General features: G+C 74.6%; 12 protein-coding genes. 5 read left to right on the top strand and 7 right to left on the bottom strand.

Translation table 11 applies throughout. The features are described from left to right. Window positions 1-189 (bottom strand): hypothetical protein (locus EF918_RS07460; RefSeq protein WP_148141220.1); only part of this gene is annotated, 189 nt, incomplete at its 3' end. Window positions 190-288: 99 nt separating this feature from the next. After that, window positions 289-2,160 carry a galactose oxidase early set domain-containing protein gene (locus tag EF918_RS07465; protein ID WP_125642694.1) on the bottom strand — a complete coding sequence of 624 codons (1,872 nt, stop codon included), beginning with the start codon at window positions 2,158-2,160 and terminating at the stop codon, window positions 289-291. Window positions 2,161-2,262: 102 nt separating this feature from the next. Between EF918_RS07465 and EF918_RS07470 the strand changes: the two genes are divergently transcribed. The 3 genes from EF918_RS07470 (at window position 2,263) to EF918_RS07480 (ending at window position 7,714) form a co-directional block, all read left to right on the top strand. Beyond that, the gene (locus tag EF918_RS07470) at window positions 2,263-2,559 is read left to right on the top strand and encodes a hypothetical protein (protein WP_125642696.1); all 297 of its coding nucleotides are present in this window, start codon (window positions 2,263-2,265) and stop codon (window positions 2,557-2,559) included. Between the two features lie 305 nt (window positions 2,560-2,864). Further along, window positions 2,865-5,024, top strand: coding sequence for a SpoIIE family protein phosphatase (locus tag EF918_RS07475; protein ID WP_260609944.1), 2,160 nt, complete (start codon window positions 2,865-2,867; stop codon window positions 5,022-5,024). Beyond that, entirely contained in the window at window positions 5,021-7,714 is a 2,694-nt protein-coding gene (locus EF918_RS07480; protein ID WP_260609945.1) for a SpoIIE family protein phosphatase/ATP-binding protein, read from the top strand. The genes EF918_RS07475 and EF918_RS07480 overlap by 4 nt, the downstream gene beginning before the upstream one ends. A gap of 39 nt (window positions 7,715-7,753) precedes the next feature. Here the strand turns inward: EF918_RS07480 and EF918_RS07485 are convergent, their stop codons facing one another. The 5 genes from EF918_RS07485 to EF918_RS07505 form a co-directional block, all read right to left on the bottom strand. Continuing rightward, window positions 7,754-9,823, bottom strand: coding sequence for a SpoIIE family protein phosphatase (locus EF918_RS07485; RefSeq protein ID WP_125642702.1), 2,070 nt, complete (start codon window positions 9,821-9,823; stop codon window positions 7,754-7,756). Window positions 9,824-9,952: 129 nt separating this feature from the next. Further along, window positions 9,953-10,579: a DsbA family protein gene (locus EF918_RS07490; protein ID WP_221889690.1), complete on the bottom strand. Its 627-nt coding sequence runs from the start codon at window positions 10,577-10,579 to the stop codon at window positions 9,953-9,955. Window positions 10,580-10,622: 43 nt separating this feature from the next. Beyond that, window positions 10,623-11,501: a class A beta-lactamase gene (gene bla, locus EF918_RS07495; protein ID WP_260609952.1), complete on the bottom strand. Its 879-nt coding sequence runs from the start codon at window positions 11,499-11,501 to the stop codon at window positions 10,623-10,625. A gap of 233 nt (window positions 11,502-11,734) precedes the next feature. Further along, window positions 11,735-12,844: a DUF2330 domain-containing protein gene (locus EF918_RS07500; RefSeq protein ID WP_125642705.1), complete on the bottom strand. Its 1,110-nt coding sequence runs from the start codon at window positions 12,842-12,844 to the stop codon at window positions 11,735-11,737. 95 nt (window positions 12,845-12,939) lie between these two features. After that, window positions 12,940-13,413, bottom strand: a complete 474-nt coding sequence (locus EF918_RS07505) for a MarR family winged helix-turn-helix transcriptional regulator (RefSeq protein ID WP_125642710.1) — start codon at window positions 13,411-13,413, stop codon at window positions 12,940-12,942. Window positions 13,414-13,595: 182 nt separating this feature from the next. Here EF918_RS07505 and EF918_RS07510 point away from each other — a divergent pair, with 182 nt between their 5' ends. Continuing rightward, the gene (locus EF918_RS07510) at window positions 13,596-14,006 is read left to right on the top strand and encodes an organic hydroperoxide resistance protein (RefSeq protein ID WP_125642714.1); all 411 of its coding nucleotides are present in this window, start codon (window positions 13,596-13,598) and stop codon (window positions 14,004-14,006) included. 51 nt (window positions 14,007-14,057) lie between these two features. Continuing rightward, window positions 14,058-15,032 (top strand): phosphotransferase family protein, encoded by a 975-nt coding sequence (locus EF918_RS07515; RefSeq protein ID WP_125642717.1) that lies wholly within the window; start codon window positions 14,058-14,060, stop codon window positions 15,030-15,032. Window positions 15,033-15,074: the final 42 nt, after the last annotated feature.

Consider the following 15,074-nt stretch of genomic DNA (forward strand, 5'->3'; position numbering starts at 1 on the left):
GACCGCGGCCAGGTGCCGGGCCAGGGCCTGTTCGGGGGTCTCGGCGCCGCCCGTGGACGCGGCCGGGAGCATCTCCCCGGCCGGGCCGGGGAGCAGCAGGACCCTCTCCTGAGCGTCCAGGACGATGCCGGTGGCGACGAGCTGCGGTCCGGGCGCGGCGGCGTACGGATCCGGTGCGGTCGCGGTCACGGCAGGCTCCTCGGGGCTCGGCCGCGGGCGGCGGCCGGGCCCGCCGGGGCGGTGCGGCGGACGCCCCCGAAGCGGCACGCTACCAGTCGTCCGCCCAGGTCACCGGCGTCCGAGGGTGATCCAGCGGGCGGTGCTCGGCACGCCGTCGGCGTCGAGCAGGAACAGCATGTAGTAGCCGGGCGGGGCGTCGGCCGGGGTCGGGGGCGCGGTCAGGTCCAGGGCGTTGCCCCGGGTGGCGCCCAGGCGGAGGTCGAGGTGGCGCTGACTGGTGTTCACGGCGTGCGTGACGGTGGTGGGGGCCAGCAGCACCGCGCGCCGGACCCGGTCCGGGGTGGAGGTGGTGACGGTGAAGCGGGAGCCGTACCGGACGGTGCCGGAGGGGGCGCCGTCCAGGGCGGGCCGGCTGCCGCGGTGCAGGTAGGCGGGCTCGTAGAGCTCGATGCTGCCGTCCATGTCGTCGTGGATGTCGGGGTCGTTGGCGATCTGCTGGAGTTCGTCGCCGGTGATCATCACCCGGCCGTCGGGCAGGACCAGGGCGTTGGAGTGGTAGCCGCGCGGCAGCCGCTGGGCGGGCCCGAGCCGCCAGCAGCCGCGGGCGTCGCGGGTCTCGGTCTGCCGGTAGCGCAGGTCGGCCTCCGGGTTGAACGGGCCGCTGCCGTAGTCGCGGGTGTCCAGTGCGCCGTTGACGGTGAGCAGGGTGCCGTCGGGCATCAGCAGCGTGTCGTCCTGGGTCCGGCCGAAGGCGCGGGGCTGTTCGGTGGTCCAGGTGCGGCCGGTGAGCCGGTAGGTGTTCGGGTCGCGCGGGTCCCCGCCGAGGACGAGCACGGAGTCGGGTCCGCGCAGCCCGGCCGGCAGCGGCACGGCCGAACCGTAGCCCCGCCAGTCCCCGGGCCGCCGGGGCAGGGTCCAGCGCAGCTCGCTGACCGGGTCGAAGCGCCACTGCTGATCGGCGTCCCGGCCGAGCCCGTAGATCATCCCGTCGCGCAGGCTGAACAGGTGCGGGTAGTCGTTGCGGAAGGGGGCGGTCGACCAGAAGCGGTCCGTGGGGACGTCGCGCGGGACGTCGGTGGTGCGCCGGGGCACGGGGTGGAGCAGGGCGGGGAACCGCTCGACGACCGGGGTGGGGGTGCCGGTGCCGCGCTGGGACTGCCCGGACATGATCAGCATGCGGCCGTCGGCGCCGGTCACGACCGAGGGGTACCAGCGGCCGACGGCCATGTCGCGGTTGCGGTACCAGGTCTCGGTCCAGGGGTCGAAGACGAAGGAGAGGGTGGCGCCGCTGCCGCCCTTGCCGCCGTTGTTGCCCCCGAAGACGGCGAGCATGCCGTTGGGCAGGAAGGCGTGCCCGGAGCAGAAGAACGGCGCGGGGCGGGCGATGCCGGTGCCGTCGGGGACCAGGACGCTGGGGGGCGGGACGCTGGTGAACGCGTCGCGTCCGGTGCCCCGGGCGGGGTCCCAGAGGTAGGCCCGGCCGGCGTTGGCCGGGCCGATGACATCGGTGGGGCCGGTCTCCTTGAAGGGGTTGGCCTGCACCCGCTCGAAGGAGAACAGCAGCACCTTGCCGGTGGGGAGCTGGGCGACGTGCACGCCGAAGTCGGGCGAGGGGAAGTAGTCGGTGAACCGGCCGTCGCGGGCGGGGTCGAAGCCGGCGTTGGCCTCGGCCTGCGAGGCGGTCAGGGCGGCCAGGCTCGCCGTGCGGCGGTCCTGCGGGTACTCGTCGGCGTCGGCGGCGGCCTGCCGGCGGCGGGCGTGGGCCCGGGCGTGCTCGGTCCCGAGCAGCTCGGCCTCCTCGGGCCGTACGGCCACCCGCCCGGCCTCGTGCCCGGCCTCGTGCCCGGCCTCGTCGCCGGTGTGGTGCGGGGCGGCGACGAGGGCGGTGGTGAGCGTGCCGGCGAGCGCCAGGGAGGGCAGGAGCATCCGGGCCCCGAGCACGGGGGCGGACCGGCGGCGCCTCTCGGTACGGGGCGTCATCGGGCCAGATTAGAAGAAAAGACATTCATATCCGGCCATTGACCGGGCGGTCCGCGAAAAACCCCCTCCCCACCGGACGCATGACGGTGCATCATGCGGTGCATGCGACATACACACGGAACGGGGCAGCAGCGCACAGCGCTCGCGATGCTGTGCGCCGTGACGTGGACGGCCACCTGCGCCAAGACCGGCACGGAGCCGGGAGAGGCGAGTGACGTGCGCGCGGGCCAGCGGTGCACCCGCAGTCTCCGGCGCAGCTTCCGCCTCACCTCCACCTTGGTCCGCCGCACCGGACGCGGCGGCCGCGACACCGCGGCGCGCCGGCCGGCCCGGGCCCGTACCGCCGTGCGCGGTGCGGGGCCCGGCCGGGCCACCGCCGGGCCGCGGCACGCCGGCTGAGCGGACGCGCCGTGGCGCAGACCGGTGACCGGTTCGCGCCACGGCTTTCCAGGTCATACGTGGCACCCCCTATGCACGTGATGCCCGGCATGTCACCCTGACGTGGCGCACACCGACGTTGTCCGGAAATCGCCTATGCACCCGTACTCCTTCCTGCATATGCCACCGGGGCCGTACCGCCCCGACCCACCGTCGCCACGGTGGGCGGCTGAGGCTGCGACGCCCCGCGCGGCGGGGGCAGCATGGAAGTACCGGCCGATGCGGCGACCGTCCGCGGAGGCGGTCCGGCGAACGGAGGGATGCGGGTGACGACCGAGTCCTTCCGTGCCGAGGAGGGCCGGCCCGAGCGGTCGGACGAAGGGGCGAGAGGCGGGAAGAGGGGCGGGGCGCGAGGTCTGCTCGACGTGCTCGGCGTCGCGGCCGTGGTCCTGGACGCCGAGGGACGGATCCTGTTCTGGAGCCCCCAGGCCGAGGAGCTCTTCGGCTACCGGGCCGCGGAGGCGCTCGGCCGCTACGCCGGACAGCTGCTGGTGCCCGAGGAGCACCTGGAACTGGTGGCCCGCCTGTTCTCCGAGGTCCTGGAGAGCGGGGAGAGCTGGGCGGGGGCCTTCCCGGTGCTCCACAAGGACGGCACCACCCGTCTGGTCGAGTTCCGCAACATGCGGCTGACCGACGGCCTCGGGGACGTCTTCGCCCTCGGTATCGCCGCCGACCACGCCACCGTCCAGCGGGTGGAGACCGACCTCGCCCTGTCCGAACGGCTCGTCTCCCAGTCCCCCATCGGGCTCGCCCTGATGGACACGGACCTGCGCTACGTCCTGGTCAATCCCGCCCTGGAACGCATCGACCGGATCCCGGCCGCCGAGCACCTCGGGCGGCACGTCCGCGACACCCTGCCCGTCCGCGACGTCGACGCGGTGGAGGCGGCACTGCGCCGGGTCCTTGCCACCGGGACCCCGCTCGTGGACCGGTACGTCCTCGGCCGGCACGCCCTGGGCCCCGACCGCCCGTCCGGTCCTGCCGGTTCCGCCGGGCCGGCCCAGCAGGCCGAGCAGGCGGACCCCGAGGACGTCCGGGCCTGGTCCCTGTCCTGCTACCGGCTGGAGGGCCACCAGGGGCGGATCCTGGGCGTGGCCATCTCCGTGATCGACGTCACCGAACGCCACCGCGCGGCCACCGAGGCGGACCGGGCCCGGCGCCGGCTGGGCCTGATCGCCGATGCCTCGGCGCGGGTCGGCACCACCTTGGAGGTCGGCCAGACGGCCCACGAGCTGGCCGCGGTCGCCGTGCCCGAGCTGGCCGACGTGGCGGCCGTGGACGTGCTGGACTCCGTCCTGTCGTGCCGGCGTCCCGGCGCCCCCGACAGCGGGCCGGAGCTGTTCCGGGCGCTGGCGGTGAAGGCGGGACACCCGACCGCGGCCGTGGCCGCCGCCGATCCGACCGGGGAACCCGCGATGTACGGGGCCGACCGGCTGGTCACCCGGTGCGTGCACACGGGCCTGCCGGTGATGGTGGCCGAGGTGACCGAGGCGGACCTGCCCGCGATCGCCCGCAACGAGCGGGCCGTGGAGCTGCTGGCCCAGGCGGGCCTGCACTCGTACCTCGCGGTGCCGCTGATCGCCCGGGGCGAGGTGCTGGGGGCCCTCGACCTGAAGCGGACCCGCAACCCCCTGCCCTTCGACGAGGACGACGTGATCCTGGCCTCGGAGCTGGCGGCCCGGGCCGCGGTCAGCATCGACAACGCCCGCTGGTACCAGAGCGTGCGCAATTCGGCGGTGACCCTCCAGCGGAGCCTGCTGCCGGGCAACCCCCCGTCCCCGGTGGGCCTGGAGGTCGCCTCCCGCTACCAGCCGGCCCACGCCTCGATGGAGGTGGGCGGCGACTGGTACGACGTGATCCCGCTGGCCGGGGAGAAGACCGCGCTGGTCGTGGGCGACGTGATGGGCAGCGGGATCGACGCCGCCGCCACCATGGGCCGGCTGCGCACCGCCACCTGCGCCTTCGCCGACCTCGACCTCGATCCCGCCGAGGTCCTGCGCCACCTGGACAAGATCACGGCGGGTCTGGAGCACTACATCGCCACCTGCCTGTACTGCGTCTACGACCCGCGGACCGGCCAGTGCCTGATCTCCAACGCCGGCCACCTGCCGCCCGCCCTGCTGCGGGCCTCCGGCGGCCCGGCCGAACTGGTCCGCGTGCCCACCGGGGCGCCGCTGGGCGTGGGCGGGGTCGCCTTCGAGACCGTGACGGTGCCGCTGGGCCCGGGCGATCTGCTGGTGCTCTACACCGACGGCCTGGTCGAGACCCGCAACGACCCCATCGACCGGCGGCTGGACGCCCTGCTCGCCCTGCTCGACGATCCCCGCCGGCCGCTGGAGGAGACCTGCACGGTACTGCTGCGCGCCCTGCGCCGGTCCGACGACTTCGACGACGTCGCCCTCCTCGTCGCCCGGAGCCTGCCGTGAGCCCCCGGCACCGGTCGCCGAGCGTCGCCGCGCAGGTGTTCCTGCTGACGGCGCTGATCGTGCTGCTGGTGATCACCGTGGGTGCGCTCGCCCTGGTCCTGCAGGCCCGGCACGACAGCGAGCGCGACGCCCGCAACCGGTCGCTGGCCGCCGCCGAGGCCTTCGCGCACGCCCCCGGCACCGCCGCGGCGCTGCTGACGCCGGATCCCACGGCCCTGCTCCAGCCGCGCGCCGAGGCCGCGCGCCGGGCGTCCGGCCTGGACTTCGTGGCCGTGATGAACGTCGAGGGGGTCCGCTACACCGACGCCCGGCCGGAGCTGATCGGCCGCCGGGCGGCCGGGGACCTGTCCCGGGCGGTCGCCGGCCACTCCTTCACCGAGGTGTTCCGGGGTGCCCCGAGCGACGCGGTCCGCGCGGTCGTCCCGGTCGTGGACGAGCGGGGCGCGGTGGTGGGACTGGTGGGGACCGGGGTGGAGATCGCGAACGTCGCCGACGTGGTGGAGAACCAGATGCCCTTGCTGATCGGCTCCGCCTTCGGAGCGCTCGCCCTGGCCACCGGTGGGGCCGCCCTGGTCAGCCGCCGGCTCCAGCGGCAGACCCACGGCCTCGGTCCGGTCGAGATGACCCGGCTCAAGGAGCACCACGAGGCCGTGCTGCACGCCGTACGGGAGGGCGTGCTGATCATCGGCCCGGACGGGCGGCTGATGCTCGCCAACGACGAGGCGCGCCGGCTGCTGGACCTGCCGGCCGACGCCGAGCAGACGCACGTGGCCGACCTCGGCCTGGACCCCGGCATCACCGCGCTGCTGGTCTCCGGGCGGACCGCCACCGACGAGGTGCACCTGGCGGGCGACCGGCTGCTGGCCGTCAACGTCCGCCCCACCGAGCCCTACGGCGGCCACGGCCCGGGCACCGTGATGACGCTGCGCGACTCCACCGAGCTGGCCGCGCTCTCCGGCCGCTCCGAGGTGGCCCGCGGCCGGCTCCAGCTGCTCTACGACGCCGGGGTGCGGATCGGCACCACGCTGGACGTGAAGCGGACCTCCGAGGAGCTGTCGGAGGTGGCCGTGCCCCGGTTCGCCGACCACGTCACCGTGGAACTGCTCGATCCGGTGCTGCGGGGCGAGGAGCCCTCGGGCGCGTACACCGAGATGCGCCGCACCGCGCTGTGCGGGGTGCGGCCCGATCCGCCGTTGCAGCCGGTGGGCGACCTGATCAGCTTCACGGTGCCGACCACCCCGATGGCGGCCGCCCTCGACAGCGGGCACGCCGTACTGGAGAGCGACCTGACCACCGCGCTCGGCTGGCGCGAGCAGGACCCGGAAGGGGCCCGGGCCGCGCTCGTCTACGGCATCCACTCGCTGATCGCGGTCCCCCTCCAGGCCCGGGGCGTGGTGCTGGGCATGGCGAACTTCTGGCGGGCCGAGTCCCCCGAGCCGTTCGGTGAGGAGGACCTGTCGTTCGCCGAGGAGCTGGCGGCCCGGGCGGCGGTCTCCATCGACAACGCCCGCCGCTACACCCGTGAGCACGACATGGCCGTCACCCTCCAGCGGAGCCTGCTGCCGCGGGTGCTGCCCGAGCAGAACGCGGTGGACGTGGCCTACCGCTACCTGCCGGCGAAGGCCGGGGTGGGCGGGGACTGGTTCGACGTGATCCCGCTGCCCGGCGCCCGGGTCGCCCTGGTCGTCGGGGACGTGGTGGGGCACGGGCTGCACGCGGCGGCCACCATGGGCCGGCTGCGCACGGCCGTGCACAACTTCTCCACTTTGGACCTGCCGCCCGACGAGCTGCTGGGGCACCTGGACGAGCTGGTCGACCGGATCGACGAGAACGAGGACCGCAGCGGCGAGGGCATCACGGGCGCCACCTGCCTGTACGCCGTCTACGACCCGGCGTCGGGCCGCTGTACGGTCGCCCGCGCCGGGCATCCCGGGCCGGCGCTGGTCCATGCGGACGGGCGGGTGGAGTTCCCCGAGGTGCCCGCGGGCCTGCCCCTGGGGCTGGGGCTGGGCGGGATGCCGTACGAGTCCGCCGAGATCCAGGTGCCGGAGGCGGGCCGGCTGGTGCTGTACACCGACGGGCTGCTGCTGGACCGGGGCCGGGACATGGACGCGGGCCTGGCCCTGCTGGGTGAGGTCCTGTCCAGGCCGGCCCGTGACCCGGAGCAGACCTGTGCGGACGTGTTCCACGCGCTGCTGTCCCCGGCCCCGGACGACGACATCGTGCTGCTGGTGGCCGGGGCCCGCAGGCTGCCGGCCGACGCGATCGCGCACTGGGACGTGCCCGCCGACCCGGCCGCGGTCTCCCGGGTGCGCAACGCGGCCGCCGCCCAGCTGGAGGCGTGGGGGCTGGCGGACGTCGCGTTCACCGCGGAGCTGATCCTCAGCGAGCTGATCACCAACGCGATCCGGTACGGCGGGGCCCCGATCGGCGTCCGGCTGGTCCGGGACCGGGGCCTGATCTGCGAGGTCTCGGACAGCAGCAGCACCTCGCCGCACCTGCGCTACGCGGCGACGACGGACGAGGGCGGGCGGGGGCTGTTCCTGGTGGCGCAGTTCGCCGACCGCTGGGGCACCCGGTACACCGAGCGCGGCAAGGTGATCTGGGCCCAGGTGCCGCTGACCGGCGGGGAGGCGGGCGCGACGGAGGCGGTACCGGACCTGGACGCGCTGGAGGACCTGGCCTGGTGACCGGCCGGGCCCGGTGACCGGGGCGGCCCGGGCGGTGGTTCAGCGGCCGGTGGGCCGGGGCCGGGCGAGGAGGACGGCCACGTCGTCCTGGGCGGGGTCGGGCAGGAGCTGCGCCAGGATCCCGTCGCAGATCTCCTCCAGGGGCCGGTGCAGGCGCCGCAGGGCCCCGGCGAGCAGCCGCATGCCCTGGTCCAGGTCCCGGTCGCGGGCCTCGATCAGCCCGTCGGTGTAGAGGGCGAGCAGGCTGCCGGGCGGCAGCGGCACCTCCTCGGCGTGGAACTCCCGGCCGCCGGTGCCCAGCGGGGGGCCGGCCGGGCCGTCCAGGAAGGTGACCCGCCCGTCGGCGCTGACCACGGCGGGCGGTGGATGGCCGGCCCGGGCGACCAGGCAACCGCCGGTCGCCGGGTCGTGGACGGCGTAGACGCAGGTGGCCATCTCGTCCTCGCCGAGCTCGGCGACCACCGCGTCGAGGGAGCGCAGCATCTGCCCGGGCGGGACGTCGTGCCGGGCGAGGGTGCGGACGGCGGTGCGGAGCTGGCCCATGACGGCGGCGGCGTGGATGCCGTGGCCCATGACGTCGCCGATGACCAGGCCCGTGCGGCCCTCGGGGAGGGTGATCACGTCGAACCAGTCGCCGCCCACGTCGTGGTCGCTGGCCGGCAGGTAGCGGCCGGTGAGCTCCAGGTCGGCGACGTCGGGCAGGGCGCTGTTGGTGAGGCTGCGCTGGAGGGTGAGGGCGGCCTCGCGCTGGGCGGTGTAGAGGCGGGCGTTGTCGATGTTGAGGGCGGCGCGGTTGACCAGCTCGTCCAGGAGGACGTAGTCCTGCTCGTCGAAGGGCTCGCGGGTGCTCTGCCGGGTGACCACGACGGCGCCGAGCACCGTGCCCCGGGCGACCAGGGGGATCAGCCGGGAGGAGCCGACGCTGTCGACGAGGTAGCTGCGCAGGCTCTCGGCACGCGGGTCGGTGATCAGCTCGGGCACGTCGGCGTGGGTCAGGTTCATGGGCCGGCCCTGGACGATGACCTGCTCGTACACCGAGCCCAGCGGCACCTGGAAGGTCATGCCGGCCGTGAGCTCGGCGGTGGGGGCGGCGGGGTCGGGGAAGACCGCGGCCAGCCGGCGGACCAGGCCCTGGCGGGCGACCCCGGTGTCGTCGGGGTGCAGGACCTCCTCCAGCATCTGGACGTCGGCGGAGTCCGCGAGCCGGGGCACCAGCAGGTGGACCATCTCCTGGGCGGTGCGGTGCAGGTCCAGGGTGGTGCCGATGCGGGTGCCGGCCTCGGCGAGGAGGGCGAAGCGCTGGCGGGCCCGTTCGGCGTCGACCAGGGCCTGCTGGCCCTCGGTGATGTCGATGAGCGAGGCGATCAGGCCCAGGGTGCGGCCGGAGCCGTCGCGCAGGGGCGCGTAGGAGCAGGACCAGGTGTGGTCGCGGGTGGGGTCGGCGGCGGTGCGGCCGGTGCGGCGGGCGTCTATGACGGGGGTGCCCAGGTCCAGGGCCTGCTGCATCATCGCTTCCAGGGCGGTGGCGTTGACCCCGGGCACGACCTCGGTGAGGCGCCGGCCGAGGTGGGCGTCGGCGGGGACCCCGTTCATCCGGGCGAGGGCCTCGTTGACGCGGAGGAAGCGCAGGTCGGGGCCGAGCGTGGCCAGGCCGATGGGCGACTGGGTGAACAGGCTCTCCAGGGCGGCCAGGGAGTCCCGCATCCGCAGGACCTCGGTGGTCTCCACGGCGATGAGCATCGCTCCGGGTCTGCCGTCGGGGTCGACGGCGGGCACGATCCACATCTCCATCGTCACCGGGTGCCCGTCGCGGTGCCGTACGGAGAGGGTGCCGACCATCGTCTCGCCGGCGTGGACGCGGCGGGTCAGCTCGTCGGCCAGCTCGCGGTTGCCGTCGGGGACGAGGGTGTGCGAGGCGGGCCGGCCCAGGACCTCCTCGGGCAGGTACCCGAGGAGGTCCTGGGCGGCCAGGGACCACTCCACCACCCGGCCCCGCGCGTCCTCCCGCCACAGGGCGATCGGGAGCAGTTCGCGCAGCACGCCCGCGTACCCGACCGCCCGCTGTGGCTCCTGCTCAGGAGCCTCGCCCGCCCACTGATGCGTGTCCAAGGCACCGACCTCACCCGAATGGGCATATTCCTATCGAAAACACCCTATAGGAGACCTTTGGGCCGGGCGCTGCGGCACTCCCCCAGGTGGCGGGCAGGCGGACGGGACGGGCGTGACCGCGGTGCGGACTCAGTCGAAGTTGAGGCCACCCGTACGGGTGCGCTTCAGCTCGAAGAAGTTCGGGTACGCGGCCAGGGTGCGCGCGGCGTCGAACAGGCCGGCCGCCTCCTCGCCCCGCGGGATGGAGCTGAGCACCGGGCCGAAGAAGGCCACGCCGTCGATGTGGATGGTCGGCGTACCGACGTCCTCGCCGACGGGGTCCATGCCCTCGTGGTGGCTGCGGCGCAGGTCCTCGTCGTAACGGTCGCTGTCCGCCGCCTTGATGAGCTCGGCGGGCAGACCCACCTCGGCGAGGGCCTCCTTGGCGACGGCGAGGAAGTCCTTGTTGCCGCCGTTGTGGATGCGCGTGCCCAGCGCGGTGTAGAGCGAGGGCAGGGCCTGCTCGCCGTGCTGCTGGGCGACGGCGGTGCAGATCCGGGTGAGCGCCAGCGACCGGTCGACCAGGTCCCGGTACCAGTCGGGCAGTTCGCGGTTCTCGTTGAGGACGTAGAGGCTCATCACCCGGAAGCGCAGGTCGAGCTTGCGCAGGGGCTCGACCTCCAGGATCCACCGCGAGGTGATCCAGGCGAAGGGGCAGGCGGGGTCGAAGTAGAAGTCGACACGGGTGGGTTCACGGTCAATGTCAGTCGTGGTCACCCACCCGACTCTGCCGTCCCGCGGCCCCCTCGCGCCAGTCCCCTCAACCCTCGGTTGACCGCAGATGCCCGGAAACCAGCCGGGCCGCCTCCGCGACGAGCGCGTCGTCGGCCGCGGCCGTGGGCGAGGCGTGGGTGGTGAGCACGGCGAGGACGACCGGGGGACGGCCGGGCGGCCAGGCGATACCGACGTCGTTGTTGGTGCCGTAACTGCCGCCGCCCGTCTTGTCCGCGAGGCGCCAACCGGCGGGCAGACCGGCGCGGAAGCGCTTGCCGCTGGTGGTGTTGGCCAGCAGCCAACCCGTGAGCCGTTCCCGGTCGGGGCGCTCCAGGGCCCGGCCCAGGACCAGGCGGGCGTAGGTGCGGCCGATGGCGCGCGGGGTGGTGAGGTCCGTCCCGCGGTCCGGCTCGGCCGAGTTGAGCTCGGGCTCCCACCGGTCGAGCCGGGTGACCGGGTCGCCGAGGGAACGACTGAAACGGGTCACGGCGGTCGGGCCGCCGAGGTCGCGCAGCAGCAGGTTGGCCGCGGTGTTGTCGCTGAAGGAGATGGCCGCGGCGCACAGTTCGCCGACGGTGAGACCGGCCTCCAGGTTCGCCCGCTCGCCCGTCACCGGGGCGTGGCCGGAGGCCCGTACGTCCTCGGCGGTCCAGCGGACGCGGCGGGCGAGGTACTCGCCGTCGTGGTCGAGGTCGCGCAGGACGGCCGCGGCGGCGAGGGTCTTGAACAGCGAGCACATCGGGAAGCGTTCGTCCGCGCGGTGGGCGACCGTGGCGCCGGTGGCGGTGTCGTACGCGAACACCCCGAGCCGGGCGGCGTGTTCGCCTTCCAGTGCGCGCAGCCGGGCGGTGATGTCCGTGGCGCCGCCGGCCGGGCGGGGGGCCGCGTGGGCGGTACCCGGGAGGGCGGCGGAGGCGGCCAGCACCGCACCGGCCCCGAGGGCCAGGGCGGCGCGGCGGGTGGGGGGCGCACCGGCGGCCCCGCCGCTTCCGGTGCTTCCGCTCCTGCCGGTGCTTGCGGTGCTTGCGGTGCTTCCGCTCCTGCCGGTGCTTCCGGTGAAGTGCAAGGTGCTCGTCCTCTCGCCGGGATGCGTGGGTTCTGCATCTGTCGATCATCGGGAAGGACGCCCCAATGGCACCACTGGTTCCGGAAGTGCCGTTAGTCCGAAATCGCTCGGCCGGATACCGACGGGTCCCCGGACCGCGGCGCGCCCAGGCTCAGGTGCCGGCGCCGGCGTCGGCGCACCAGGAGCGCGGCCACCGCGCCACCCGCGGCGAGCAGGGCCGCGCCCACGGTCAGCAGCCAGGCCGGGATCCCGGTCTCCCCCAGGGTGAGCAGCTCGTCGCGGTAGATCACGCGGCGGTAGGGGGTGTCGGCGGCCGTCGCGCGCAGTTCGTGGTCGCCGTCGATCCGGTCCGGCCGGGGGAAGGACTGGTCGATCGCCGTGAGGAACGTCCGGTGCCCGCCGGTCAGTCCGGCCAGGAAGGCGGGCGGGTCGACCGGCCCGGCGAAGGTCACCTCGGGAGCGCGCCCGCCGATGGCGGAGCGCGGCTCCATCCGATGGTCGGCCAGGACGTACAGGCTCAGGGACTGGGGGGTGCGGGCGGCCCGGGACAGCCGCATGGGGTAGACGAGCCGGTCGCTGGCGAAGCGGATCAGCAGCGGGTCGAGGGTGCCGCGCAGGACCCGGCCCTGCTGCCGGGGGGCCAGCCGGACGGCGACGTACTCCCACTTCTGGTCGACGTAGGGGCGCAGTTCGGCGGCGAGGCCGTCGGACAGCTCGAAGCCGTTGCCGCGCAGCCAGGTGCGCAGGGCGTCGGGGTCGGTGGCGGTCAGCCGGGCGACGTCGAAGTCGCCGAGCTGTTCGCGGCCGACGACGCCGACGCCGGGGGCGCCGGCCCCGGGGGCCGCGGCGGCGGCCCCGTCCCCGGCGACGGAGGAGAAGGGCCAGTCGCCGCCGCGCGGCCAGAAGTGGTGCCGGGTCCGGCGCTCGGGGGCGACCAGCTGGTCGAGCTGCTGGAACATCCGGCCGTCGGCCGGCTCGACGGTGGCCCGGGTGGGCACCGGCATGACCCAGGCGGCACGGGGCGCGTTGCCGTCGACGGTGAAGCGCATGACGATCTGTTCCGTCGTGCCGTCCCAGCGCAGGACGGAGGCCTCCCGGTGCACGCCGATCCGCGTGGCGGGATCGGTGACCATGGCGCCGCAGCCGCAGGCCCAGGCGGGGCTGATCAGCGAGCCGAGCTGCAGCGCGAGCAGCGCGGACACCAGCGTCAGGACTCTTCTTCTCGTCTGCACGGGATCTGGGACGAGTGGTGCACGTGCCGCGGTTCCGGAATCCCGTGCGGCCCGCGGCGGGGGTGTCAGAGGTCGGCCGCCGCCGCGTCCAGGGCGGCCGTGAGGCGGTCCAGGCGGGACCGCAGGTCGACGATCTCGGCCAGTTCGTAGCCGGTGGCGGCGGCGATCCGGCGGGGGACCTCGGCCGCCCGCTCGCGCAGGGCCACGCCGGCGGGGGTGAGGTGGACGTGGACCGAACGCTCGTCCTCGGCGCTGCGCTCGCGGCGGATCAGGCCGGTCGCCTCCAGGCGCTTGAGCAGCGGGGACAGGGTGCCGGAGTCCAGGCGCAGGTGCGCGCCGATGTCCTTGACCGGCAGCTCGCCGTGCTCCCAGAGGACCAGCATGACCAGGTACTGGGGGTAGGTCAGGCCCAGGTCCTTCAGGAGGATGCGGTAGAGGCCGCCGAAGGCCCGGCTCGCGGCGTTCAGCGAGAAGCAGATCTGGCCGTCCAGGCGCAGGAGGTCCTGGTCGGCGAGGGCGGAGCGGGGCTGGTCGGTCATGGGACCCAGTTTACCCGGGGACGGAAGCGAGCGATTGAGTTGTGCGGCGTTGAGTTGCTGTCTAGCGAATCACAAGCCATTGAGTTGCACACAACTTAATTGCGTGGTCTTATTGAGGAGCGGCGGCCGACCGGTCACCGCCCCGGGCAGCTCCTGCCCCACCCCGCGAGAGGACACTTTCGATGGACGCGCTGTACACCGCTGTCGCCACCGCCAACGGCCGTGAGGGCCGCGCCGTCAGCTCCGACGGTCAGCTGGACCTCGCGCTGGCCATGCCCCCGGCCCTCGGTGGCAGCGGTCAGGGCACCAACCCCGAGCAGCTCTTCTCCGCCGGCTACGCCGCCTGCTTCGCCAGCGCGCTCGGCCTCGTCGGCCGCCAGGCCAAGGTCGACACCAGCGAGATCTCGGTCACCGCGGAGACCTCCATCGGCAAGGACGACACCGGCTTCGGCCTCGCGGTCACCCTCCGCGTCGAGCTGCCGGAGTCCCTCGCCGGCGAGACCGGCACCCTGCTGGTCAAGCAGGCCCACGAGGTCTGCCCCTACTCCAAGGCGACCCGCGGCAACATCCCGGTCGAGCTTGTGATCGAGTAGACATCCCCGGCTCCCCGTCACCCGCCCGGCCGGCCGGTACGTTCGCCCCTCATGGACGCGATACGCACCGACGGCAGGGCGGCGGCGCACGACTGGGCCGAGGCCCAGCTCGCCCCGGGGGAACGGATCGAGGGCGTCGAGGCGCTCCGCGGCGGCTGGACCTCGCGGATGCGCCGCCTGGACGTCACCGGACCGCAGGGCGCGCGCTCGCTCGTCCTGCGGTCCTTCGTCACCCCCTTCTACGTGCGCCACGCGCCGGCGATGCTCGCCCGCGAGGCCGCCGTGCTGCGCCTGCTGCGCGGCACGGAGGTCCCCGCCGCCGAGTTCCTCGCCCTGGACGCCGAGGCCGCCCACTGCGACCATCCGTCCCTGCTGATGTCGGCCCTGCCCGGCGAGGTACGGATCGACCCGCAGGGCGCCGCCCCACGGGCCGGGCTGCTGGCCCGGATGCTCGTGGCCGTCCACGCCCTGGAGGTCGCCCCCGCGGACCGGCCGCGGACGTACGAGGCGTGGACCGCGCCCGACCGGGTCCGGGTGCCCGCGGCGACCGCCCGGCCGGAGCTGTGGCGGCGGGCCGTCGACGTCATCCGCCGGGAGCCGCCCGCGTACCGGCCGAGGTTCCTGCACCGCGACTTCCACCCCGGCAACGTCCTGTTCACCGGCACCGGCCCCGCGCTGCGGATCAGCGGCGTGGTGGACTGGGTCGAGACCTCGTGGGGACCCGCCGACCTGGACGTGGCCCACTGCTCCACCACCCTCGCCCTGCTGTACGGCGTACCGCACGGCCTGGACTTCGCCGACGCCTACCGCAGGGCGGGCGGCGAGCTCGCCACGGCACCGGCGGACCACCTGTACTGGCGGGTGCTGGACGCCCTCGGCTTCGCGCCCGACGCCGAGAAGGTCGCCGTGCCCTGGCGGGAGCTGGGCCGCACCGACCTGACGGTCGAGGTGCTGACGGGTCGTCTGGAGGACTACCTCGCGGCGCTCCTCGACCGGTATGCGACGGTTGCGTCGGCCGATATGTGACGGGACGGACGGCGTCGGGCGGGGCACACTGAGGGTGAGGGT

Source organism: Streptomyces sp. WAC06614, from assembly GCF_003949795.1.
In the GTDB taxonomy this organism is placed as follows: Bacteria; Actinomycetota; Actinomycetes; order Streptomycetales; family Streptomycetaceae; genus Streptomyces.